The sequence below is a fragment of the Helicobacter hepaticus ATCC 51449 genome (assembly GCF_000007905.1).
Taxonomy (GTDB): Bacteria; Campylobacterota; Campylobacteria; order Campylobacterales; family Helicobacteraceae; genus Helicobacter_C; species Helicobacter_C hepaticus.
In genome coordinates, this window is record NC_004917.1 from 24,419 (window position 1) to 49,979 (window position 25,561).

General features: G+C 36.7%; 23 protein-coding genes and 3 tRNA genes. 11 read left to right on the forward strand and 15 right to left on the reverse strand.

The window, feature by feature from the left end; all coding sequences use genetic code 11:
- Nucleotides 1-31: 31 nt before the first annotated feature.
- Complete coding sequence (rho, locus tag HH_RS00120; protein WP_011114866.1) at nucleotides 32-1,324, forward strand: transcription termination factor Rho; 1,293 nt, start codon at nucleotides 32-34, stop codon at nucleotides 1,322-1,324.
- An 8-nt stretch (nucleotides 1,325-1,332) separates the two neighbouring features.
- Nucleotides 1,333-2,076: a glutamate racemase gene (murI, locus tag HH_RS00125; protein WP_011114867.1), complete on the forward strand. Its 744-nt coding sequence runs from the start codon at nucleotides 1,333-1,335 to the stop codon at nucleotides 2,074-2,076.
- Nucleotides 2,077-2,085: 9 nt separating this feature from the next.
- Here murI and HH_RS00130 read toward each other — a convergent pair whose 3' ends face one another.
- From HH_RS00130 to pheS, 4 genes are read right to left on the reverse strand one after another with little or no spacing between them, the layout of a single operon-like run.
- On the reverse strand, nucleotides 2,086-4,368 hold the full coding sequence (locus tag HH_RS00130) for a PD-(D/E)XK nuclease family protein (protein WP_041308890.1): 2,283 nt from the start codon (nucleotides 4,366-4,368) through the stop codon (nucleotides 2,086-2,088).
- A 21-nt stretch (nucleotides 4,369-4,389) separates the two neighbouring features.
- Nucleotides 4,390-6,348, reverse strand: coding sequence for a transketolase (tkt, locus tag HH_RS00135; RefSeq protein WP_011114869.1), 1,959 nt, complete (start codon nucleotides 6,346-6,348; stop codon nucleotides 4,390-4,392).
- 34 nt (nucleotides 6,349-6,382) lie between these two features.
- Complete coding sequence (pheT, locus tag HH_RS00140; RefSeq protein WP_011114870.1) at nucleotides 6,383-8,788, reverse strand: phenylalanine--tRNA ligase subunit beta; 2,406 nt, start codon at nucleotides 8,786-8,788, stop codon at nucleotides 6,383-6,385.
- Nucleotides 8,788-9,777 (reverse strand): phenylalanine--tRNA ligase subunit alpha, encoded by a 990-nt coding sequence (pheS, locus tag HH_RS00145; RefSeq protein WP_041309170.1) that lies wholly within the window; start codon nucleotides 9,775-9,777, stop codon nucleotides 8,788-8,790. Before pheS ends, pheT begins: the two co-directional genes overlap by 1 nt.
- 153 nt (nucleotides 9,778-9,930) lie before the next feature.
- On the opposite strand from pheS, the gene HH_RS00150 reads away from it, so the two are divergent.
- From HH_RS00150 to HH_RS00175, 6 genes are all read left to right on the forward strand, one after another.
- Nucleotides 9,931-10,272 (forward strand): histidine triad nucleotide-binding protein, encoded by a 342-nt coding sequence (locus HH_RS00150; RefSeq protein WP_011114872.1) that lies wholly within the window; start codon nucleotides 9,931-9,933, stop codon nucleotides 10,270-10,272.
- A gap of 23 nt (nucleotides 10,273-10,295) precedes the next feature.
- The gene (locus HH_RS00155; RefSeq protein ID WP_041308892.1) at nucleotides 10,296-10,928 is read left to right on the forward strand and encodes a class I SAM-dependent methyltransferase; all 633 of its coding nucleotides are present in this window, start codon (nucleotides 10,296-10,298) and stop codon (nucleotides 10,926-10,928) included.
- On the forward strand, nucleotides 10,928-12,283 hold the full coding sequence (locus tag HH_RS00160) for an MATE family efflux transporter (protein WP_041308894.1): 1,356 nt from the start codon (nucleotides 10,928-10,930) through the stop codon (nucleotides 12,281-12,283). The genes HH_RS00155 and HH_RS00160 overlap by 1 nt, the downstream gene beginning before the upstream one ends.
- Before the next feature lie 146 nt (nucleotides 12,284-12,429).
- Nucleotides 12,430-12,507, forward strand: a tRNA-Pro gene (locus HH_RS00165).
- Between the two features lie 19 nt (nucleotides 12,508-12,526).
- Nucleotides 12,527-12,603 (forward strand) — tRNA-His (locus HH_RS00170).
- 17 nt (nucleotides 12,604-12,620) lie between these two features.
- A tRNA-Arg gene (locus HH_RS00175) sits at nucleotides 12,621-12,697 on the forward strand.
- A 41-nt stretch (nucleotides 12,698-12,738) separates the two neighbouring features.
- Here the strand turns inward: HH_RS00175 and HH_RS09075 are convergent.
- From HH_RS09075 to HH_RS00220, 9 genes are all read right to left on the reverse strand, one after another.
- Nucleotides 12,739-13,176: a hypothetical protein gene (locus HH_RS09075; protein WP_011114875.1), complete on the reverse strand. Its 438-nt coding sequence runs from the start codon at nucleotides 13,174-13,176 to the stop codon at nucleotides 12,739-12,741.
- An 11-nt stretch (nucleotides 13,177-13,187) separates the two neighbouring features.
- Entirely contained in the window at nucleotides 13,188-15,383 is a 2,196-nt protein-coding gene (gene feoB / locus HH_RS00185; protein WP_011114876.1) for a ferrous iron transport protein B, read from the reverse strand.
- Between the two features lie 83 nt (nucleotides 15,384-15,466).
- Nucleotides 15,467-16,708: an Opr family porin gene (locus HH_RS00190; protein WP_011114877.1), complete on the reverse strand. Its 1,242-nt coding sequence runs from the start codon at nucleotides 16,706-16,708 to the stop codon at nucleotides 15,467-15,469.
- 9 nt (nucleotides 16,709-16,717) lie between these two features.
- A complete protein-coding gene (gene panC, locus HH_RS00195; protein WP_011114878.1) occupies nucleotides 16,718-17,551 on the reverse strand; it encodes a pantoate--beta-alanine ligase in 834 nt (277 codons plus the stop codon).
- A gap of 36 nt (nucleotides 17,552-17,587) precedes the next feature.
- Complete coding sequence (gene pyrF / locus HH_RS00200) at nucleotides 17,588-18,289, reverse strand: orotidine-5'-phosphate decarboxylase (RefSeq protein WP_011114879.1); 702 nt, start codon at nucleotides 18,287-18,289, stop codon at nucleotides 17,588-17,590.
- On the reverse strand, nucleotides 18,290-18,763 hold the full coding sequence (gene nusB, locus HH_RS00205) for a transcription antitermination factor NusB (protein WP_011114880.1): 474 nt from the start codon (nucleotides 18,761-18,763) through the stop codon (nucleotides 18,290-18,292).
- A gap of 10 nt (nucleotides 18,764-18,773) precedes the next feature.
- The gene (ribH, locus tag HH_RS00210; RefSeq protein ID WP_011114881.1) at nucleotides 18,774-19,244 is read right to left on the reverse strand and encodes a 6,7-dimethyl-8-ribityllumazine synthase; all 471 of its coding nucleotides are present in this window, start codon (nucleotides 19,242-19,244) and stop codon (nucleotides 18,774-18,776) included.
- Nucleotides 19,245-19,273: 29 nt separating this feature from the next.
- Nucleotides 19,274-20,086, reverse strand: coding sequence for a 3-deoxy-8-phosphooctulonate synthase (gene kdsA / locus HH_RS00215; protein ID WP_011114882.1), 813 nt, complete (start codon nucleotides 20,084-20,086; stop codon nucleotides 19,274-19,276).
- Between the two features lie 10 nt (nucleotides 20,087-20,096).
- The gene (locus tag HH_RS00220) at nucleotides 20,097-20,744 is read right to left on the reverse strand and encodes a carbonic anhydrase (protein ID WP_011114883.1); all 648 of its coding nucleotides are present in this window, start codon (nucleotides 20,742-20,744) and stop codon (nucleotides 20,097-20,099) included.
- A gap of 147 nt (nucleotides 20,745-20,891) precedes the next feature.
- Here HH_RS00220 and HH_RS00225 point away from each other — a divergent pair, with 147 nt between their 5' ends.
- On the forward strand, nucleotides 20,892-21,572 hold the full coding sequence (locus HH_RS00225; RefSeq protein WP_011114884.1) for a DedA family protein: 681 nt from the start codon (nucleotides 20,892-20,894) through the stop codon (nucleotides 21,570-21,572).
- A gap of 30 nt (nucleotides 21,573-21,602) precedes the next feature.
- Here the strand turns inward: HH_RS00225 and HH_RS00230 are convergent, their stop codons facing one another.
- Nucleotides 21,603-22,079, reverse strand: coding sequence for an ankyrin repeat domain-containing protein (locus tag HH_RS00230; protein ID WP_011114885.1), 477 nt, complete (start codon nucleotides 22,077-22,079; stop codon nucleotides 21,603-21,605).
- Nucleotides 22,080-23,516: a catalase gene (locus HH_RS00235; protein WP_011114886.1), complete on the reverse strand. Its 1,437-nt coding sequence runs from the start codon at nucleotides 23,514-23,516 to the stop codon at nucleotides 22,080-22,082.
- A gap of 169 nt (nucleotides 23,517-23,685) precedes the next feature.
- On the opposite strand from HH_RS00235, the gene ribA reads away from it, so the two are divergent.
- Together ribA and HH_RS00245 are read left to right on the forward strand one after the other, a co-directional pair.
- A complete protein-coding gene (ribA, locus tag HH_RS00240) occupies nucleotides 23,686-24,270 on the forward strand; it encodes a GTP cyclohydrolase II (RefSeq protein WP_011114887.1) in 585 nt (194 codons plus the stop codon).
- Between the two features lie 36 nt (nucleotides 24,271-24,306).
- A complete protein-coding gene (locus tag HH_RS00245; RefSeq protein ID WP_011114888.1) occupies nucleotides 24,307-25,557 on the forward strand; it encodes a molybdopterin molybdotransferase MoeA in 1,251 nt (416 codons plus the stop codon).
- Nucleotides 25,558-25,561: the final 4 nt, after the last annotated feature.

Below are 25,561 nucleotides of genomic sequence, written 5' to 3' on the forward strand. Positions count from 1 at the left end.
CTTAACATCTTCTCTTTGGCTAAGGAATTTTATGGCAGACAATAAACGAACTCATACACCTGTGGAAGGCTATCAGCTTGAAGATTTGCGTATTAAAAGCATTAAACAACTCATCAATATTGCTGAAGAAATCGGAGTAGAAAATCCAAGTGACTATCGCCGACAAGATTTAATTTTTGAGATTCTCAAAACTCAAGTTAATCAGGGTGGATACATTCTTTTTTCGGGTATATTAGATATCACAAATGAAGGCTATGGCTTCTTACGCGCATTAACCGAAAGTCTTGCAGATTCTCAAAATGACACTTATGTATCACAATCTCAAATTCGCCGTTTTGCTTTGCGTAATGGTGATATAGTAACAGGGCAAGTGCGTGCACCAAAAGACCAAGAGCGATATTATGCTCTCCTTAAAATTGAAGCAATTAACTATATGTCGCTTGAAGAAAACAAAAATCGCCCTCTTTTTGATAACCTTACCCCTCTATTCCCACAAGAGCAGCTTAAGCTTGAATACGAATCTAGCAAGGTTACAGGACGTATGCTTGATCTCTTTAGCCCTATTGGTAAAGGACAACGTGCCCTTATTGTTGCTCCTCCACGCACAGGAAAAACAGAGTTAATGAAAGAATTGGCTCACGGCATTGCGAAAAATCACCCCGATGTTGAGTTAATGGTATTGCTTGTAGATGAGCGTCCAGAAGAAGTTACTGATATGGAACGAAGCGTCAAAGGACAAGTTTTTAGCTCTACTTTTGATATGCCAGCAACAAACCACATTCGCGTAGCAGATTTAGTCATTGAGAGTGCTAAACGAAAAGTTGAAATGGGTAAAGATGTAGTAATTCTTCTTGATTCTATCACACGTCTTGCTCGAGCATATAATGCTGCTACTCCCTCAAGTGGTAAAGTGCTAAGTGGTGGTGTTGATGCAAATGCTTTGCATAAACCTAAACGATTTTTTGGTGCAGCACGTAACATTGAACAAGGTGGCAGCCTTACTATTATCGCGACTGCACTTATTGAAACAGGCTCAAGAATGGACGAGGTCATCTTTGAGGAATTTAAGGGCACAGGTAATAGTGAAATTGTCCTTGCACGTTCTATAGCTGACCGCAGAATCTACCCTGCTTTTGATGTGCTTAAAAGTGGGACACGTAAAGATGATTTGCTTCTTGGCAAAGATAATCTCACAAAAGTATGGATGCTACGCAATGTAATGCACACAATGGACGATATTGAAGCACTCACTTTCATTTACTCAAAAATGAAACAAACAGAGAATAATGAAGAGTTTTTAAATATGATGAATAGTCAAGAATAAGGATATATATGCGAGCAGGGGTATTTGATAGTGGTGTTGGTGGCTTAAGCGTGCTTAAAAGCCTCATTAATGCAAAACTCTTTGAGGACATCATTTATTATGGCGATACCGCTCGTGTGCCTTATGGTGTCAAAGATAAACAAACAATCATCAAATTTTCACTTCAGGCACTTGAGTTCTTTACACCACATAATATTGATATTCTCATTGTCGCTTGCAACACTGTGAGTGCCTATGCGCTACAAGAGATGCAAAAACATAGTAAGATTCCTATTGTAGGAGTGATTGAGCCGGGTGTATTAGCAGTGCAAAATAACCTTAAAGATACAGATTCTGAAATTCTCATTATTGCCACACGTGCAACAATTAACTCTGGTGAATACGAAACAAGACTACGAAATATAGGTTTTTGGAATCTTAAAAGTCTTGCCACAGGGCTTTTTGTGCCTATCGTTGAAGAAGGATTGCTTGAAGGCGCAGTGCTTGAAAGCGTATTTCATCATTATTTTGCCTCAATCACAACTCCCCCTCAAGCTGTAATATTAGGCTGCACACATTTTCCGCTTATTGCTCCAGCCCTTGATTCCTATTTCAATCATCAAAGTATGCTTATCCATTCGGGTGAAGCTATTGTAGAGTATTTAAAAAACCACTTGCACCTTACTTCGCGTTATGCACTTAAATCACTGCAATTTTTTGCAAGCGACAACACTGCTGCACTAACAAAAATTGCTAACAAATGGCTTAGCTAATTTTTTACTCTAACTTCTATCACACAAGTCTATAAACTCACAATATCGGCAATTTGAGCGCTGCTCACTCTTAGCAAATACAACATTATCTTTAAGGCAAGCAATCTTTTCAAAAAGAATATTGCTTTTTTCATTATTCTCCTCTTTTTTCTCACCTCCTTTAATATCCCAATACCACGCACTGATTGCTAAATGGGCATACTGGGGATAGTGAGCCTTAAACGCCTGCATATATAAAATAAGTGCAAAATCTGTGCTCTTTTGTAGGCTTTGCACTTTAAAAGACTGACGATATTTATAATCTATGACTTCTATACTCTCGCCAACTTTTTGGATCCTATCAGGTCGCCCATAAAAGATAAAATCACCATATGAAACTTCCATATTTTCTCCCTCAAGCTGCAAAATCTCTACCTCACGTCCATTCTCAAGGGCAAAAAAATGTTTCAACTCACATTTAAGCCACTCAATATGCGCGCTTTGTAATGCACTATGCGAGACTAAAGAATGCTCTAACCATAATTGCGCACTCTTATAAAGTGCCTTTTCATCTAAGATTACCTTTTTCCCTACATATGGCTTATAGACAGATTCTAAGCATTGATGAACAATATTTCCCATAGATGCGCTTTCTTGGAAAAGAGAAAGATCATTCATACATTCTTCATAAAGATAATAATACCTTCTTGGACATTCCAAAAATACTTTTAATTTACTAGGCGTAAGGGTGCGAGGCAGACGCCCACTTATTTCATCTTCACAATACTCTAATTTTCTCCCTTGTGGAAGCAAAGTAAAGAAATTATCTCCATTCTTATGCTTCACTGCACTCTTTTGCATCAATTCTTCAAGCATAAAGCTTGGGTGATTATCTTCATTTGATACATATGCTACTGCTATTTCATCGGCAGTGCTAAAAATGCCATAATAATAATGCTTTTGGAGACGTTCTTTATCCCTCATAGTCGGCATTTTAAGCTTTTGACGTAACGCAGAATTTAAAAATAAATCACTCTCTTGTTTGCTAGGTATTACACCTTCGTTAAAATCAACAATCACAGCCTTTTTAAAAGCAAAACCCCTTGATTCCAAAACACCCATTACACGTATTTTTCCACCCATTATATCATCAATACTATAATGTTTAAGCTCCTCAAGCAATAGCTCAATAATCTCCATATGCGTAGTTTCTTTTAAACCTACATTCTCCCACATAAAGAGAATCTCACTCACATACTCACGCACTCTTTTGCTTTGCCTATCCTCAAAGCCAGCAAGCATAGCTATTATATCTTTACACACTTGAGCATAAGTTTGTGGAATATGAGTTATATTTTTTAATTGAGAGTGAATATAATCTTGAAGATATTTATAAACTTTAGTGCGCGATATATCCTCACCCATTGCAAAATTTAAGTTATGCGCTCTATCAAGCAAAAAAAGATATTTAGCAAAGTTTTCATTTGGCACGATAACCACAATATCCTGTTCTTGCACACCATTTTTTATCCATTCATCAATCTTGGCAAATACTAATGCCACTTGCGATATGCCCAAAGCAAAACCATAAGCATCAATTTTTCCTAAAGGTGGTAGAGGGGTAGATTGTATAATCTTCCCTGTGTCTAATTCTGCGCTGTATCTAAAAAATGGCTTGCATTGTTTTAAAATATGTGAGGGCAAAAAAGGCAAAGAAATATTAAATTCATCAACCCAAAAATGCACTTTTATAGGAATTATTTTTGCCGCATTTAAAAGCATTTCCTGATGAATAGGACTAATAATCCCCTCTACAAAAATTTCAATACATTCAAAATGCCGCACAAATGCTTCATTAAAACGTGGTTGGGCTTGTGCTGGAAGAATATATCCATCATAGCATTTAAGCTCAAAAAGTCGCTCTTTGTAGCGATTTTCCAACCATTCTAACACATATAAATGATCTGCATAATCATCATAAATATCACGTGATGGAATATCTTTAATATGTATTTGCGATTGAGCGATTTCATCAAAAAAATCAAACAAAAAGTTAGAAGTTTCCAAAAATCCCAAAAAACTCTTTTCAAAAATAAATTTTGCCCTCTCAAGCTCTTTGGCACACTCTTTTAATACACTCATAACAAGAGGTAGTCGCATACCTCGTGGTAATGCTCTATATCCATCAATAATAATAAGCTGCGTAAAAAAATCTCCCATCATCATACTCGGAGCAAAAATTTCTCCTTCGTTGCTATTTTGCATCAAAGAACGATGAGAGCTATATACATAAAGGGTAGATTCTCTGCCCATATTTTGCCCTTTTGTATGTTTTTAATTTTGAATAAGCTTTTGTGCAGCAGCTATGATATAATCTATATTAAAATTAAAACGATTAAAGAGGGCTTCGCCTTTCCCTGAAGCACCAAAACTCTGCATACCAATCACTTCATCAGCCACTGCATACCATTCTAAGCCTCTTGAAGCCTCAATAGCAAGCACTGCACTTTTTCCGCATAATTCTTTGATGTAACCCTTAGGTTGTTCCAAAAGCAAATCAAGGCAAGGTACACTTACTACTTGTGTTTTGATACCTAAATCTTCTAGTGTTTCACACGCTTTGAGTGCAAGACTTACCTCACTTCCGCTTGCCATAAGGGTAATAACTGCATTGTCGCACGAACGCAATACATAACCGCCTTTTTGCACTTGCTTTTTTAATTGAGGAGTGGATTCCATAATAACGGGGAGATTCTGACGACTAAGCACAAAAGCGCAAGGTAGCTTGGAATCTAAGCCAACCTGCCAACAAGCAATATTCTCATTTGCATCAGCGGGACGAAAAACAAGGAGATTTGGCATTGCTCTAAAATGGCTTAATTGTTCAATGGGCTGATGTGTCGCACCATCTTCACCCACACCTATACTATCGTGCGTCCAAATATAATATACTTTCGCTTTCATAAGGCTTGCTACACGCACACTTGGGCTCATATAATCACTGAAAACAAAAAATGTTGCGCAAAAAGGTAAAAATAAGCCATAATTTGCCACACCATTACAAATTGCACCCATTGCGTGTTCTCGGATACCAAAATGCCAATTTTTACCCTGCGGAAAATCACCCTCATCTTGTAGCTGTGTATTATTTGATGGTGCTAAATCTGCACTTCCCCCAATAAATCCTTCTAACGCTTGAGAAATACTATTAAGAATCTTGCCATTACTCACACGTGTAGCCATACTTTCGCCAAGTGCAAATTGTGGATAAACAATATGGGAAACATCGGGCTCTCTCATTTTATCAAGCCGTTCTTTTGCAATTTGAGGGAGATTCTCATAATTTTTATACCATTGTGCAAAGTTCAACTCACCACGCTCCTTCATCGTGCCAAAAGCAAGTGCTACATCATCAGGTATATAAAAAGATTCTGCAGGAAAAGAAAGTTTTTGCTTTGCTGTGGCGATAATTTCTTCACCCAAAGGTGCGCCGTGTGCTTTATGACTACCCTCAAGACTAAGGGCATTCTTAGCGATAATGGTATGAGCAATAATAAGTATGGGTTTTGAAGAAGTTTTAGCATTGGTAAGCACATTGTGAATTTGTATATAGTCGTGTCCATCGCAGCTTAAAACTTCCCAACCCTGTGCTTCAAAACGTTTAGCAATATCCTCACTCATCGCAAGTTGCGTATCGCCTTCTATTGTGATATGATTACTATCATAAATAAGAATCAAATTTGAAAGAGCGTGATGTCCAGCTAAAGAAGCTGCTTCATAGCTGATACCCTCCTGTAAATCCCCATCGCCACATAAACAATATATATTATGCGAAATGATTTCCCGCCCAAACAAATTCTGTGCATATTTACTTGCCATAGCCATACCCACTGCATTTGCTATACCTTGCCCAAGGGGACCTGTTGTTATCTCAATACCTTGAGTATGTCTATATTCAGGGTGTCCGGGTGTTTTAGAATCTAATTGCCTAAAAGAGTGCAAATCTGCCATACTCACCTCAAAACCCCATAAATGAAGGAGCGAATATACGAGTGCGCTTGCGTGTCCTCCACTAAAAATAATTCTATCTCGATTTAACCATTGAGGTTGTGTTGGAGCAAGATTAATATGAAAATGTAACACACTTGCAATATCTGAAAGTCCCATAGGTGCGCCGGGATGTCCGCTATTTGCTTTTTGCACCATATCTGCACACAAAAACCCTAATGTGTGCGACATTTTTTGTAATAAAGGTATATCTTCATCTGTAATATGTGGTGAGGTTTTTTGCATTGACTATCCTTTGTTGTAAATTATCATAATATATCTAAGTGCGTAATACAGCATCAAACTCGCGCACTAAAACACTAAGCACGGATTCCACTGCTTGCACTAATTGCATTTCTTGTAATGTGCCCTCATCAGATTGAAGCACAATACGTATGCTTAATGCCATTTTTTCTCCTAAAGCCTTATCATAATACACATCAATAGGATAAATATTTTTAACATAAGCAATTTGATCTTCAAGAAGAATTTGGCGCACACGATAAAAAGGAATATCTTTATCAATGAGGATTGTTAAATCACGTGTAGATTTTTGGTATTTTGAAAATTCATAGGCTTGCGGGAGAGAAAAATCACTCATACCGATCTCAATTTCGCATATAAATATTTCCTCACTTAAATCCATATTGGTAGCAACTTGTGGATGCAATTTGGCAATTATTCCTATGGGCTTGTCTTTTTGATAAACAAATGCACTCTGATAAGGGTGAAGCAATCTCTCATCTGTAAAACAAAAATGACTCAAAAGCTCCTTTGCATTTGCTTCATCACGAATATTTCTAAAACTCAAATCTCCAACACATCTCTGACATATAGTCCCAAAAGCAAAAAGATTCCATTTAACAGCTTTGGTGTGTGGATAACATTCATCTTGCATACAGCCACTTGCAACAAGTGCAAGCTTACTTTTTTCCTCTCGTTTTGAACTATACACACTTCCAATCTCAAAAAGTGTAATATTTTTAAAGCCAAGATTCTCATTACGTTTCACAGAATCAAGCATAGCCGGAAGTAGGCTTGTCCGAAGCGTATCAAGCTCGTTTGTGATAGGATTGAGCAATTCTAAATCTTCATCAAGTCGCACAAAACCTAATCGTTCTAAATTTTGGGAAGAAGCAAAGACATAATGAATACACTCTACAAAACCATAAGCAATCAATCCATAAGCAAGTTTGCGCGTGTTTTTGTAGGTAAAATATGTGTTATTAATATTATGGGATTGAGAACAAAGTAATGGCACAGAGGAAACATTGTCAATACCATAGATTCTAAGCACTTCTTCAGCTACATCTTGGATACTTTGAATGTCGTGCCGATAGTTTGGCACAGTAACCATAAAAAAATTCTCATCACAAGTTGCATCAAGCTTAAAATTAAGTCGCTTTAAAATAGTGGCTATCTCTTCTTTATCAAGCTCTATGCCTATAATTTGATTAATAGCCTTAAACGTTGTTTTAATCGTAATTTCATCAATGTTTTGGACAATATTATGTGAGCCAGAATACACAAGTGCATCAGAAACAAGCACCATTTTTCTACATAAAAAGTCAATGCCCTGCTCCAAATTTGGATTACTCCCTCTTGTGCTACGATAAGTTAGCTGCACATCACCTTTTATTGCGTGCTTATAAAGACTTTTGGCAATTAAAGTAGGATTCACATAACTCGCTTCAATAATATAAATTTCAGAACGTGTGCCAAAGTGCCGCTCACCATAAGATACACCAATTATGGAAAGCTTTTGGTGAGCAAAAACTGCTCCTAAGCCGTTCTCATCTTTTTTGATTCGGAGTTGTGCCACCAAACCATTATCCAAAACAATATCTTTATTCTCACAATCATAGAGTTTGTAAGCATTAAGTATAACACCTGTCATATAAGTGCCATATTCTAAAAAATTGCACATAATATCATCAACCAAACTCCCATTACGGGCAAGACAAAGTGCAATATCAAGAGGTAGATAAGCTTGTTTGACTTCAACCACGCGATAGAGTAAATGAGCTTCAATTTTTTCATCACAAAGAATCTGCAACACCCTACCTAAACCAAGCGTAACCACATTATCCATATCTACTTCGTGCTTTAGGCGCAAATCATAGCTTGTAGCAAGTTCACGCGCAATGCCTAGCACGCTAAGACAATCACCACGATTAGGCGTAATCCCTACTTCAATCACATAATCATTAAAAAGAGGAAGATTCCCTAGCTCAACGCCAAGCTCCAAATGACCAGCTGTGCTATCAAGCACCATAATTCCATCATTTATCTTTGGCAATCCTAACTCCACACTAGAACAAAGCATTCCACAACTCTCTATACCACGTAGATTTGTTTGTTTAATCACAATCTCGCCACTTTTAGTATGAGGTATTACTGCGCCTTCAAGTGCCACAGCGACATATTGATTGGCTTTTACATTATTTGCCCCGCACACAATTTGCAACTCTTGTGAGCCAATACTGACTTTACATACATTAAGTTTGTCTGCATCGGGGTGAGGTGTAAGTGAGAGTATCTTGCCTACGACAACCTTTTGTGGCATCTTCAATGGATACGCAGATTCTACCTCAAGTCCCATACTGCTTAATCTCATACACATTTGCTCAATATCAAGATGTGAAATATCAACAAAATGCGATAATAAATGTTTTGAAAAAATCATTAGAATTGCTCCAATACACGTAAATCTGTCTCAAAAAAGCTACGCAAATCATTCACACGATGAAGAAGCATAGCAAATCGCTCAACGCCAAGCCCAAAAGCATATCCGCTCACATTTTTATGACCCACAGCATCAAATACTTTTTGATTGACAATACCACAGCCCAATACTTCAAGCCACCCTGTGTGAGAACATACTCTACAACCGCTACCACCGCAAAATACACAGCTAATATCCACTTCTGCGCTTGGCTCTGTAAAGGGGAAAAAGCTTGAACGAAACCGAATGCGCACATCGCCAAACATATAATGCAAAAAATCCTCTAAAATATATTTAAGATGCACGAAACTTATTTTATCTTTCTCGTCAACTACTAAGCCCTCAACTTGATGAAACATTGGTGAATGAGTCAAATCATAATCTCTCCTAAAAACGCTACCCGGAGCTATCATACGAATAGGAATATGTTGTGATTGCATAGTGCGAATTTGCACAGGAGAGGTATGTGTGCGCAAAAGCATTGAATCTTTAAAATAAAAAGTATCTTGCATATCTCGTGCCGGATGAAATACAGGAAGATTAAGTGCTTCAAAGTTATGAAAATCATCTTCTACTAAAGGTCCTGTTTGAATTGCAAAATTCATATTGACAAAAAAATCAATGATTCTATCCATTGTTTGATAAATTGGGTGTCCATTACTCTTTGGACGCAAGGCTGTAAATAAACTTGCATCAACTACTTCTTTGGTGAGATTCTCATTCATCTGCACTTTTAATAGGCTTTCTCGTTTACTTTCAAGCATTTTTTCAAAATTTTCTTTATTTTTGTTAAGCTCTTTGGCAAAGGTTTTTTTTGTCTCGCCCTCAAGATTCTTAAGGAGTGCAAATTGCTGAGTTAAAATGCCCTTTTTCCCCATTACTTCCACACGCAAACGCTCTAAATCATTGAGATTCTCTAATTGCTCTAGTTTTGCCATTATCTCTTGCATTTGTGTCTTCAACGTCTTTCCTTCCTTGAACTATAAGTGATATATAAATTAAGTCGGCATTGTAGCATATTATAGATTCTATTCAGGTTTAAAAGTTATAATATCAATTCTTTTTTATCAAACCACTATAAAAAGAGACTTTAAGGAGCGAATATGGCAGAAAAAACGATTTTTGAAAAAATTGTAGCAGGCGAGATTCCTTGTAAAAAAGTGCTTGAAAATGAGCGATTTCTTGCTTTTTATGATATTAATCCCAAAGCCCCTGTGCATATTCTCGCTATTCCTAAAGTGTGTGTAAAAGATTTTGATTGTGCAGATTCTAAACTTTTAGGAGAGTTGTGTGGTTTTGCGCAAGAAGTTACCAAATCGGTAGGCATTGATAAAAGCGGATATAGAATCATTACCAATATCGGTGCTGATGGTGGGCAAGAAGTCCCACATTTGCATTTGCATATTCTTGGCGGTGGCAAATTAAAATTTCCTTCACTTGTATAAAATAATTATTGCAAAGATATTGAATGCAAGAAGACGCACTCAAATGGAATGCTCGGTATCAAGAGGGCTTTATGCCCAATGAACCAAGCCCATTTGTGCTTGAAACGTGCGAGATACTTAAGCGAAATTTTTCTTTTACCGATTCTAAACCTCCAAAAGCACTTGATATTGCCTGTGGCAATGGACGACATTCTAAGATTTTAGCCCAAATGGGCTTTGAGGTTGATGGACTTGATATATCTTGTGTTGCATTAGAGAATCTTGCAAATATCCCTTATATTACACCTATTTTAGCAGATTTAGATACTTTTACCCTACCCCAAACACATTATGATGTCATACTTGATAGCTTTTTCCTTGATAGGAATCTTTTTGATGCCATAATTAAAGCACTTAAACCCAATGCTATGCTCATTTTTGAAACCTTTATTGATAAATCCTCTCATCAACCTCTCAATAACAAAATATTATACGCAGGGGAACTTGAAGCAGTATTTAGCTCCAAAAGGGGCTTTCAAATTTTACATCAAAGTATTTATAAACAAAACAGAAAAGATACTCATACAATAAATCCCGCATATCAGCACATTATGCGCTTTATCGCTCAATATAAACCCTGCTCTCAAACACACACCAACACTACAAAGAGTCTTTGATGACATATAACTTCAAGCAACGTCTCCGCAAGATTCTAAGTATTGCCTTGCCCTCTGGAGGAAACTCTTTGCTTGATATTGCTAATATCGCCATAGGAATGTATTTTATTGCTCATATTTCACCCGATTCTGAAGTTACAAAACATAATATCGTGGCACTTGGACTCGGTATGAATTGCTGGATGTTTCTCTTTGCACTCACAACCATTTTTTATGTAGGCACAAACGCACAAGTCTCGCGTGCATTTGGAGAGAGAAATAACCTTAAAGCGGGACAGATTCTAAGCACAATGAGCATCGGGGCTGGGCTTTGCTCTATTCCTATTTATGCACTTGCATATGTAAGCAATGAGTTGTATTTTGACTGGATGGGTGTGAGTGGGGAAACCAAAGAGCTAGGTATGTTGTATTTAGGTTGGATTTTTTATGGGATTCCCGCACTTTTTCTTAAGACAATATTTATTTCTGCACTTTCAGCCGTAGGCGATACTAAAAGCGTTTTTTTTGTAAAAATCATCGCTACAAGCTTAAATATTGTCCTTAATTTTATGCTTATTTTTGGGGTGGAAAAGCTTGGTATTCCACCATTTGGTATTATGGGAGCTGGCATAGCAAATGTTATCATTACTTATTTCGAAGGGCTAGTTTTACTTGGCATTCTCTGTGGGCTACACCGCCATTTGACATTTTCACCCACCTTTAAATGGCATACGCTTTATAATGGATTCCATATTGGTATTCCCTCTGGCCTTGAGCGAGGCTTGACAATTTTTTCCCTTGTGCTTATTACAAAATTTATGACTGATTATGGTTTGGAAGTCATTGCTGGATTTCAAATTGGCTCAAGAGTGGAAAGCTTCATTTTTATGCCCGGTTTTGGATTCCAAGTGGCAGCAATGGCATTAGTTGGACAAATGCTCGGTGCAAAACGATTAGACTTAGCAGAATCTTTTATCAAAACAATTTTACTTATCTCATCAGTAGTTATGGGCATATTAGGTATAGGATTATGTATGCTGGGCAAAGAACTCTCCGCTATTTTTAGCACAGAAACAGAGGTGATTCATTACTCTTTTGATTATCTCCTTGCAGTAGGGCTTTCTCAAGTGCCCCTTATTTGTATTTTTGTGCTTGATGGAGCATTGCGAGGAAGCGGTGCAACGAAGCTTTCTCTGTGGATTAACACAGGGAGCATTTGGGTTTTGAGGATTCTCCCAATGTGGCTGTGTGTGCATTATAACATTGCAGTAGGATATATTTTTGCTATTATTTGCTGTGAAACATATTTGCGTGCAGGTATCTTTGGCTTTGTTTTTTACAAAGGCTTATGGAAGAAATATATCGCACGATTGTAAAATAAGATTATTTTAAACAATAAAATACATACAGAATAAAAATTTTGACGCCTAAAATGCACAAACTATCTAAAAGACTTAAATGCAAATAATTCATTCTTGACAAAAAGGTGCTGTTGTAATATAATCGTGCTTTTTGTTTGTATCGGGGCGTAGCGCAGTCTGGTTAGCGCACTTGGTTTGGGACCAAGGGGTCGAAGGTTCGAATCCTTTCGCCCCGACCATTCTTTTTCTTTCGTTATGGTGGGTGTAGCTCAGTTGGTTAGAGCATCAGGTTGTGGCTCTGAGGGTCGTGGGTTCGAGCCCCATCTCCCACCCCATTACTTTTTACACTTACGCGTTCGTAGCTCAATTGGATAGAGCACCAGACTTCGGATCTGGGGGTTAGGGGTTCGACTCCCTTCGGGCGTGCCACGCAAGATTCACATTCTTATCATTTATCTACCCAAATAAATTTACATCCTAATATACAGATGAAAAAATAAAAAGATAAAACCTAACCACATACATAAATAAACCACAAACATAAACACATCATATCTTGCTTTTTTTATTAATATAAAGCTTATGACACAAAACAAAAATAAAGCAAAAAAAACAATAAACATAATACTCAATGCTTCGCCAACAAATAAAACACAGATAATACTTAAAAGAGCGTAAAATGAAATTATTAAAGTGGATTTATATAAAAAAGATAAGAACAAAACTATTGAAAGTCCAAAAAATAACAATTCTATACCGCTTATAAAATTACAAAACTTTAAAAAAAGCGCGCATACAATCCCATATATAATACTACTACTAAACCACGCAACTTGCCCACTTATAATAGGATCTAATCCTTTAGATTCTAGCTTTGCTTTTAAATTTGAATAGAGAGGGATTTTCAAGCTTTTCCTTTCTAAGTTGATACTCTAATAAAAAAATGCGTTAGGGCATATCCAAAAAGCGCAAATATATATGATACCACGCTTGTAAAAATAAATAAATATGCAATATATCGCTTCCCACCAGCTTCTTTGCCAAAGACAATGCTTGCTGCAAAACAAGGGTTATAAAACATAATGAATAAAATAAATGCAATCGCACTAGGCAGACTAATATGCTCTTGAAGTACATCGCGCAAAGGTGTGGTGTTATTTTCATCTATATCATCACCAAGTGCATACAACACACCCATACTCGAAATGATTGTTTCCTTTGCTAAAAGTCCATTAAGAAGTGAAACAGAAAGTTTCCAATCAAAATCCATAGGTGCAAATATAGGCTGAATAAATTGCCCTATGCGTCCTAGATAGCTTTGCTCTACTAAAGCTGCTTGGTAGTTATGATAAATCTCATCTATTTCATTTTGCAATGCGTCATTTTCTTGTGTAAGATTCATATTCTCTTTTAGAATCTGCACTGATTGTGTCATCTGCTCCTCTAAAACTGCATTTTTAGGAAACTGCGTCCCAACCCAAATAATCACAGAAGCAAGTAAAATAAAAGTCCCTGCTTTTTTGATATAGCTCACTGCTTTGTGCCATACACTAAAAGCTATAAGTCTTAAAGTGGGCAAACGATATTTAGGCATTTCCATCACAAAAGGTTCATCATCACCTTTAAATGCGGTAAGCTTTAGAATCTTTGCCATACAAAGACCCACAAGTGCGCCAAAAATATAGATTCCATATAGCACATTTCCAGCTACTTGTGGAGCGAAAAAAGCTCCAATAAAAAGTGTATAAACAGGTAAACGCGCACCACAACTCATAAAATTAATAATAAAAAGTGTGAGCATTCTATCATTACGATTTTTAAGCATTCGTGTGCTCATATATGCAGGGACAGAGCAACCAAAACCTGTTACAAGAGGTATAAAACTCTTGCCGTGTAAGCCAAATTTATGAAAGAATCCATCAAGTAAAAATGCGACTCGTGCCATATATCCAGTGCTTTCTAAAAATACAATTCCACAAAAAAGTATTAAAATATGAGGCAAAAAACTTAATACTGCTCCAACCCCTGCGATAATCCCTCCAGAGAGTAAAGAAGCAAGAAATTCATAGGGCAAATGCTCCTCTATCCACGCACCAATATCTGCTGCACCCTCCTCAATCCATACTTTAGGAAACTCTCCTACATAAAAAGTAATCTGAAACAAAAGCCACATCAAAAACAAAAATATAGGGATTCCAAGATATTTATTGAGCAAAAGCGCATCAATTTTTTGCGTTAGAGAATGCTTAAGAGGAGTGGAAATACGACTAGATTCCATACTTGCACCTTTTGCAAAGCTAAGGGCATCATTATTTAAAATATCGCGCACATTATTTTCACCACTTTGGGTATATAACCTTTGAATACACTTTTGTGTATATTCACTTAATTCTACCCAACACCCTTTATCGTGCAGAGCCTTACTTACAAAACTATCTTGTTTAAGAAGTTTAATCGCTATATCACGCAAACTTTGCAAACCTCTGTGCTTTTGATTTAATAATATCTGCACATCATCATAATGCTTTTGGGCTAAAAATGTATTCATATTTGCAATTTCTTCTTCTAAAAAATCTGTATAAACACGCTTACTTGCTTTGGGAGCAAGAGTGGCAATATTGATGATTGTATCAAGTAAAAGCTGCACATTTTCTCCACGCAAAGCCGATACACTCACGCATTCTACGCCTAATATCTCTCCTAAAAGCGCATTATCAATATTAATACCCTCTTTTTTTGCCTCATCACTCATATTTAATGCCAAACACATACGCGAATTAAGCTCTAGAAGCTGCGTAGTAAGGAATAAACAACGTTCTAAATTTGTAGAATCAAGCACATTTAAAATCACATCATAATCTTCATTTTCTAAAAACTGCTTTGTTAAACGCTCCTCAAGCGAATAATCATTAAGCGAATAATCATTAAGCGAATAAATGCCGGGTAAGTCAATGATTCGTAGATTATAGCCTTTGTAAGTGAGTTGTGCTTCAGATTTTTCAATCGTTACGCCTGTAAAATTTCCTACTTTTAAATGAACACCACAAATTTTATTAATTAATGAACTTTTTCCAACATTTGGTTGCCCTACGCATACAATCGTAATTGGTTTCATTATATATCCTACTCTTTAAATGGCATCATTTTAGCTTAGTTTGAATCTGAAGTCAATAAAATTAATATTTATTCTTAGTTACTTTAAAATGCTAGTTTCATACCGAGATTTACATTTGTCGTATGTGGATAATATCTTTGTGCTCCTCCGTGTGTATTAAACACATTTAAAAGCGCACTTAAATGCTCTGTAAAGCCAAAATCAACTAAAAGATTCACTTCATTTACCCTATCGTAAGGATTTTGCATACTCGTGTAGCTAATCCCCCTAAACTTCGTGCTACCATACACCACCGCAAAACTCACTCTATCAATAGCAAACATCACTTTGCCATACCATAAACTCGCATCTACTCCTTCAAGCAAAGCTCTTCCACCCCACATAAAAAATGGGCTTATACTATTACCAAGTGTATTAAGCGAACCCCAGCCAACATTTGCCCCACTCCCCACAAATCCACCACTTGCTTCAGCCATATCTTTTACACCCACATATACTTTAATATCAGTGTTATATCCATTGCCATTTTCACCATTAAACCTACCATAACTTTGTTCAAAACTTGTCGCAAAATGTCCGCTTAAGCCGATGTAGGATTGTGAACTTTCATATCGCGCACTCGCTTTTATCCCCGTTGCATAAAAAACCTCTGGATTGGCAATGCCATAAACCTTAAAGCTCACTGCATCACCAAGATGATATTTTAAGCTCACTTGTGTAAGCCCTAATGCACTATGGGGATTTACATCATAGAATCCTGTCATTTTATTATATTGCACATACCCATTATTTTTTGCCCATAACGCTTCAATAAGTGTATTTGGCAAGGAACGATTACGCACACTCACACCATCTATAAGCCTATCTGCCCATTCAGAATCTACAAATACACGCCCTACTTTCACGCTTGTATCACCATCAAAATATTCTATGTAAGACTGCCCAAGCATTGTGCGGTCATTCATATAAAAATCTCTTGAAGCATCGCCATTTCCATATCGTCCCGGATTATTTAAGAATGCATCACTACTCCATTGCGAATCTTTATCTTGCTCATATAATGTCCCAACTGCACGAAAGCTCACAGCAACGCGCAAATACTTCCAAAAAGCAGAATGGTAGGCTAAACCCACAGAACCTACCATATAGCCAGATTCATTTAAATCATTTTTAGCTTTATTTATAGAATCTGCACCATTTGTATAGCTTCCATAAAAAGTAATATCTCCACTTGAAATACCATTTTCTAGTGCCTCATCAATGCTATCATAAGCCCATATATTGCTATAAAATATTGCCACTAAAAGCAGGTTTTTAAATTTCATTTTCTCCCCCTAAATCCATAAATTATCAAGCAAACGGGTTTGTCCCACTTTTGCAGCAATTAAAAATATACTTTTATTCTCCACAATATGGGTAATAGGCTCAAGTTTATGATTACAAAATTGTGCATAAAAAAGTGTAATATCCTCACTTTGCAAAGATTGTAAAGCAATCTCCCTAAGTGTGGCAACTTCTCTCTCTCCTTGAAGAATCCGCTTTTTTACAAGCTCAATCGTGCGGGGGATACACAAAGCTTTTTGTCTCTCACTCGCACTTAAATAAATATTGCGCGAACTTAAAGCTAAACCATCGCTATCTCTTTGTATTGGACAAGGCACAATATGAATATCAAGAAATAAATCACGCACCATTTTTTGCAAAATAAGCACTTGTTGTGCGTCCTTTTGTCCAAAATACGCTCTATGAGGCTTAATCAAACAAAAAAGTTTAAGCACAATTTGTAAAACACCTGCAAAGTGTGTTGGACGATCAAATCCCTCTAAGATGTATCCCATTTTCTTTGGCGCAGAGAATCCTACCTCATCATCTTCATACATATCATCTATACTTGGGGCAAAAATTGCACTTACACCTACTCTCTCACAAAGTGCTATATCTGCCTCTAATGTGCGTGGATAAGCACCAAAATCCTCATTAGCTCCAAATTGTGTGGGATTGACAAAAATAGAAACTATTGTGTAGTCATTCTCTGCCAACGAGGCTTTCATAAGGCTTAAATGCCCCTGATGAAGCGCACCCATTGTGGCTACAAAGCCTATTGTTTTATCATTTGCTATTCCTGCACGATAATGCCTCATCTCACAAATGCTCTGTATAACTCTCACTTTTGCTCCATTGATTATTTTTTGCTTTACTATCTTTTATCTTTGAAAAGCCAAGATTCTCTCCACTACGCTAAGTGGATTTTCGTCTTTATAAATTGGACGCCCAATAACGACAAAATCACTCATTGCTTCTCTCGCTTCTTGCAAGTTTGCCACTCGCTTTTGGTCATTCGCACTCTCGCCAAAAGGACGAATGCCAGGTGTAATAGTTAAAAATGTGCTACAAGTTGCCTTTTTTATTGCTAAACTCTCCTGCACTGAACACACTACCCCATCAATCCCTGCCTGAAATGCTAAAGAAGCAAGTTTGAGTGTGTGGGAAAAAAGTGAAGCATTGTAAATCTCCATAAAACTCTCATTATCAAAGCTTGTGAGCGCACTTACACCTACGATTAAGGGCATATTACTTTGATTTTCTTTAAGCTTTGCAATAGTCCTCATTGCTTCAAATCCACAGCTTGTATGAATGGTAAGCATATCAATGCCAATTTTTTGCATCTCTATAATCGTCTCAAGCATTGTATTTGGAATATCATAAAGTTTTAAATCAAGGAAGATTCTATAATCGCCGTATTTTTTAAGCTTTTCTATACCTTTTATGCCATCACGCACAAAGCTTCTTAAACCAACTTTAAGCCATATATCGTGTTTTTGACATTGAGAAAGAGAATCTAATGCTTGAAGCAACATAAGATTATCTTGCAAATGTGGATTATCAAGAGCAATACACAATTTCATTTAAGATTCCTTGCCTAAGGCGTCATTTATAATATCTTGTGTTTTGCTGCAATCTTCACTTTTTTTATTTTTTGTATGTGCCTTACTGAGCGCATCAAGCACACCATTAATAAAACGTGGTGCATTATCTTCGCCACCATACATTTTCCCAAGCTCCACTGCTTCATTGATTATTACAGGTGTATCCGTTTCTGTATAAAGAATTTCAAAAGCTCCAAGTCTTAGCATCGCGCGCTCCATTCCACCAAGTCGTGAAAATTCCCATTCCTTTAAATAGGGAGCAATGCACAAATCAATCTGAGAAAGATGCTCTATCACACCCTGCAAAAGTGAAAAAGCAAAATCTTGCTGCTTATTTTTAATCTTTTTTTCCTCAAGCATACTCCGCGCAATTTCAATGATACTTTCATTTCCTAAATCATAGGCATAAAGCATACCAATAACTGCCTCTCGTGCCTGTGTGCGTGTTGCCATAAATTACTCTTTAAGCTCCAATTTTACGATAGAGATTGATAAGCTCAATGAGACTAGCCATTGCTTCAAAGCCCTTATTTCCAACCTTTGTTCCAGCACGTTCAATAGCTTGTTCAATACTATCAGTTGTAAGAACACCAAAAGTTACAGGTGCGCCATATTTAAGCGTAACATTCGCTATGCCTTTAGTCGCCTCTGCAGAAACATAATCAAAATGTGGTGTAGAGCCTCGTATCACTGCACCCAAACAACAAATACCATCATACTCGCCTTGTGAGAGAATCTTTTGTAATGCAAATGGAATCTCATACGCACCAGGAACAAGCACCAAATCAAGCAAATCATCGCGTCCGCCGTGTCGCACAAAACAATCTTTAGCGCCTTCTACCAATCTATCTGTAATCAAATGATTAAAGCGAGAACTAATAATTGCAATTCTCTCATCACCTATAAGCTGTAATTTACCCTCAATAATGTTCATTATTCACTCCTCTTGACTGATTTTAGAATCTATTTGCCATTTTTATGTTGTGTAAGATTTTCAATATCATACAACTGCTCTATAAGTGGAATAAGTGCATTTGTTTGCACCATATTTGGTCCATCACTTAAAGCTTCTTTTGGATTTAGATGTGTTTCCATAAAAAATCCATCTACACCTACTGCAGCCGCAGCTCTAGCGAGATAAGGCACAAATGAGCTGTCTCCTCCACTTTTACCTCCTGCTGCACCGGGCATTTGCACACTATGCGTAGCATCAAAAATCACAGGTGCAAAAGAGCGCATTATCACCAAAGAGCGCATATCAACGACAAGATTCCCATAACCAAAAGTGCTCCCACGCTCTGTAAGCCATATACCATATTTTTGCGACTGCTCATAGGTAGCTTGCGTGCCTCCACGCGTTTTAATTGCCTTTAATACGCTATGTTGCATATCGGAAGGATTCATAAATTGCCCTTTTTTGATATTCACAATGCGTTCAGTTTTTGCTACCTCAACTATTAAATCTGTTTGACGACACAAAAATGCAGGGATTTGTATCACATCTGCTACTTTTGCAATATGCTTTGCTTGATAGCTTTCGTGTATATCAGTAATAATTTTATATCCAAATTGTTTTTTAATTTCAGAAAGTAATTCAAGTCCTTTTTCTAACCCAGGTCCGCGATAGCTCTCTAAACTCGTGCGATTCGCCTTATCAAAACTTGCCTTAAAATAAAAATCAATATGTGCCTTTTCACTCAAAGGCTTTAATGCCTGCGCTACTGCACTTAGTGCTTCATAACTTTCAATTACGCAAGGTCCGCTCATTAAAATCATTTTCTCTCCTTTATGATTTAATTTTATTAATTGGCTTAAATTCGCGTTGTATCATATTATAATTAAGAATCTCTCCTGTTTCAATAATATAATACCACCCATAAATATTAAGCTCTCCTCTATCAAAACGCTCTTCCACAAAAGGATAAGTCATTAGATTCTCAAGCTGATGTTCAATATTAACCTGCTCCATAAGCCACCTACGCTTTGCCTTTGAGCCGGGTTTAAGTGCATCAACTTTTTGTTTAACCGGCTCTAAAAGTTCAATCCATTTTTTGACATAAGGCGCTTTTTCTAGCTCCTCTGGTGGTTCATAAATAGCAGAACACGCACCACAATCACTATGCCCACAAATAATAACATTTTTAATGCCCAAAATACTCAGCGCATATTCAATACCCGAAGTCGTTGCTAAATATCCTCCACGTATGCCTTTATCGCTTCCAAGATAGGGTGGGACAATATTTCCCATATTGCGTATGACAAACAAATCTCCAGGTAAAGAATTTGTGATAAGATTTGGCACAACACGAGAATCTGTGCAAGTAATAAGCAATGTATGAGGCTCTTGTCTTTTTTTAAGACTTTCATAAAGCTCTTTATGCTCATTAAAGTCTTCCTCACGAAACTTGATTGCCCCTTCAAATAACTCTTTCATACCTCTTTTTCCCCTTGTGTTTAATCTATGTCTTATACTTTCACTTCTATAGATTCTAAATTAATTAAAAAAGTATGGCATTATATCAAACTAAAATAATGACGAGATATTTATAAAATAAATTTATTGACTTAATGGAGTAAAAGTTTGGGAGCGCTACTTGGAAATATTATCAATAGTATTGTAGAAATTGTAGGTAATTTAGGCTATATAGGGATTTTTATAATGATGTTTTTAGAATCAAGTTTTTTTCCCTTCCCCTCTGAAGTAGTAATGATACCCGCTGGATATTTAGTTTTTAAAGGTGAAATGAATGCTATTATTGCTGTGATTTGTGGCATTGCTGGTTCTCTTGCAGGTGCGTTATTTAATTATTACATTGCACTCAAATTTGGAAGAGATTTTCTTATCCGCTATGGAAAATATGTATTTTTTACAGAATCTACAATGCAAAAAATGGAGGCTTTTTTTATTAAACACGGACCAATGAGCACATTTGTAGGAAGACTTATTACAATTATAAGACAATACATCTCTCTTCCTGCAGGACTTGCAAGAATGAATCTTGTAAAATTTTGTCTTTATACATCTCTTGGTGCTGGGATTTGGGTTATTATCCTCACACTCATTGGATATTATGCAGGTGTATGGTTTGGCACAGATATGAGTGTAGATTCTATAATCCACGCTTTTACTTCCACTACTCCAACCACGCAAGAAATAGAGCTTAAAAATATAGTCAAACAAGCAGGATTATATACACTCGGCTTTGTAATACTATGTTTAGTAGGCTATATATGTTATTGGCGTATTCAAAAACAAGCATAATCAAGAGAGCATCAATGCAGTGCAATAAATTTAAAAATGGAATTTCTTAATGCCTAAGAAAAAAAGACTGATTTTTTGCATAAAAGTGAGTTTGTTTTGAGAATATTTAAGCAAGAGGCGAAGAATATTTTTTCGCCTAAAAAGACACGCGCAAGTAATGGGTGTTAGCCCCATACCATTATTTTCATTAGGATTTGCCCCAAAGGCAAGAAGCAATCGCGCCATTTCATCATAACCTTTAAAACATACACCTGCAAGAGGCGTTTGATTCTTATCATTTTTCTTATCAACCAAAGCGCCTCTTTCAAGGAGTATTCTTGCTGCTTCAAGGTTATTATGATATGCGGCTAACATAAGGAGCGTATTGCCTTGATGATTAGCAAGATTCACATTCAATCCCGCATTAAGCATTATCTCTAAAGAATCTACATCATTATTTCTTGCACATTCAAAAGCATATTGACATAGCTCTTCAAGTTTATGCTCTTCCTCTGGCGTAAATTTCACTTATAACCCCAAAAGCTCTGCCACTCTCTTGCCATACGCTTTATCTGCTTTTTTAAAGTGCTCAAGCTGACGTTTTTTAATTTCATCTGGCACACCTTCCATTGATTCTTTAATATTTTGACATAATGCTTCTTTTTGCTCTGCAGTCATCAAGCGATACAAATCTCCTGCTTGCACAAAATAATCATCTTCATATTCGCGATGGTCATATTTATACATTACATCACCCTCTTGCACAAAAAGTGGTGGTTCAAGTGCGTTTTTATCTTCAACATAATCATTAAAATAACTTGGCTCATAATTGCGTCTATCGCCAAACTGACCTTGCTGCATAAAACCATCACGATGCGTATTATTCACAGGCACAATAGGTGCATTTACAGGAAGTTGAGTGTGATTAATGCCTAAGCGGTATCTTTGTGTATCTCCATAACTAAAAAGCCGCCCTTGCAATACTTTATCGGGGCTATATCCTACTCCGGGCACGATATTTGCAGGATTAAAAGCTGCTTGTTCTACTTCTGCAAAATAATTCTCTGGATTCTTATTGAGTTCTAAAATCCCCACTTCAATAAGCGGATAATCTTTATGACTCCATACTTTTGTTAAATCAAAAGGATTAAAACGATAGTTTTCCGCCTCTTTTTCGCTCATTACTTGGATACAGAATCGCCATTTAGGGAAATTACCCTTTTCAATATTTTCAAACAAATCTTTTTGATGAGATTCTCTATCTTTGGCGATAACTGCCTCTGATTCTTTATTAGTAAGGTTATGAATACCTTGCAAACAAACAAAATGGAATTTCACCCAAAAGCGCTCGTTTTTGGCATTGATAAAGCTATATGTGTGGCTACCAAATCCGTGCATTTCTCGGTAACTTCGTGGAATACCCCTATCGCTCATTAAAATCGTTACTTGATGTAAGGATTCTGGGTGCAAACTCCAAAAATCCCACATTGCCGTAGGGCTTTTCATATTTGTTTTGGGGTCTCGTTTTTGTGTATGAATAAAATCAGGGAATTTAATCGCATCTTTAATAAAAAACACAGGTGTGTTATTACCTACAATATCCCAATTTCCTTCATTTGTATAAAGCTTGAGTGCAAAACCACGCACATCACGCTCTGCATCTGCTGCTCCTCGCTCACCTGCCACCACAGAAAAACGCAAAAATGCTTTTGTTTTTTTGCCCACTTTGTTAAAAAGTTCTGCTTTTGTGTATTGAGTAATATCATTTGTAATTGTTAATTCACCATATGCTGCACTTCCTTTAGCGTGCACCACTCTCTCTGGGATTCTCTCTCTATCAAAATGTGCAAGTTTTTCTAAAAGCCAAGTATCTTGTAAAAGTGTAGGTCCCTTTTTGCCTGCTGTAATTGAGTTTTGATTATCACCTAATGGTGTGCCTGTTGCTGTCGTAAATTTCTTTGACATCGTATCTCCTTATATATAAAATTTGTATTGAGTAATGAGATTAGCTAAAAATAATTAATAGATAATAATTATTAATTAATAAAAATTAATAAAATAAATTAAGATTTAACAAATTATTTTACAATGTGCTTCACAAAAACTCTCTGCTATATTATCAAAAGGAAAGATAATGAAATATGAAATATCAGAACAAGCCAAACTTCCTACGCGTTTTGGTAACTTTTTTACTAAAAGTTTTCGTGAATATGGGAAAAATAACACTCTTTTTGAACATCTTGTAGTTTTTACACATACACTTGGAGAAACTCCTCTTGTAAGGATTCACTCTGAATGTCTCACAGGCGATGTTTTTGGTTCAAAAAAATGTGATTGTGGTAATGAACTTGCCTTAGCAATGGAACAAATTGCGCACAATACCGAAGGTGGAATGCTTATTTATTTGCGTCAAGAAGGACGTGGTATTGGATTATTTAATAAAATTAATGCTTATGCCCTGCAAGATAAAGGCTATGACACAGTGGAGGCAAATCAACAACTCGGATTTGCAGGTGATATGCGTAGTTACGAAATTGTGGGAGAAATTTTTAAACATTTTCATATTACACACATCAATCTTCTTACAAATAATCCGCGTAAAATAGACGCATTAGCACCTTATGCAAAAGTTGTGCGTCATAGCATTATCACGCCAAGCAATCCCCATAATCAAGCATATTTGGAAGTCAAAAAACAAAAGCTTGGGCACTTGCTCTAATGCGTAGGGCAAGGATTGAAATTTAAAAGGAGAAATATGGCAGCTTATCCCACACTCATAAGCTATGAGGAAGCATTAGAAATTTTGCAAAACCTCCCCATTAAACCCCTTGGCACACAACAAGTGCATTTCAAAAATGCACTTCATAGAATCTGCGCACAAGATATATGCGCACCGCAGGATTATCCTGCTTATCCTACTGCAGCAATGGACGGCTATGCAATCATTTTTGAAGACTTGCCCCTGCTCCTCTCTCAAGGTTTAAAAATCCTCCCACCAAATAAAGCAGGGAATCCTACACGTCCAACTCTTGAAAAAGGCTATGCAATCAAAACTTTTACCGGCTCTTTAATGCCTATAAATGCCGATACACTTATCATTGTAGAGCATATCACACTTAAAAATAATAGAATCTTCCTCAATGTGCCTAAAGAACAAGTGTGTAAATCTCAATGGATTCGGCAAGTGGGTGATAATTATAAAAAAGGTGAAATCTTGTTGCGTAAAGGCGATAAAATCGGTGCTTTTGAAATTGGTTTGCTCGCTGAACTGAATTGTAATTTTATTCAAGTCTATCAAAAAGTGCGTGTAGGCGTGATATGTGTAGGTGATGAGATTGTTGAAGTAGGTGCAATGAGTGAGCATACAAATATGGTCCGAAGTGTAAACACTCATCTTTTAGAATCTTTACTTTTAGAAATGAATCAAGAGCCTATTATCTATCCTATTCTTAAAGATGATAAAGCGCTGATTAAAGCTACTTATGAACAAGCGCTTAAAGAATGTGATGTGCTTCTTAGTGCTGGAGGTATGAGTATGGGGGATTACGATTACACCCAAGAAGTAATAAAAGAACTTACACAAATACAATTTAAAGGTGTGCGACTAAAGCCGGGCAAACCTGTAACTTGCGGTATATTTTGTAATGCTAATAAAACAACTTTTGTGCTTGGGTTGCCCGGATTCCCAAATTCGTGTGCAATAACTTTTCTACTTTTTGGCTCCTTCATTCTTGCACGATTACAAAATAACATCTATAAACCCATAACACTTCAAGCAAAGCTCCTTGAAGATGTATATCGCACAGATTCTCGTATGGAATTTCGTGCCTGTGAGCTTATAAATGATAATGGCACACTTGGAGTTAAATTTAGCACTAAAAAATCCTTGCAAAGTTCAATGATTAATAATCTCACACATAATACTGCCCTCGCACTTCTTGCAGAAAATGGCAGTAACTTACAAGCAGGAGAATCTATCCAAATAATGCTCTTAAATCAGTTTTAACTTT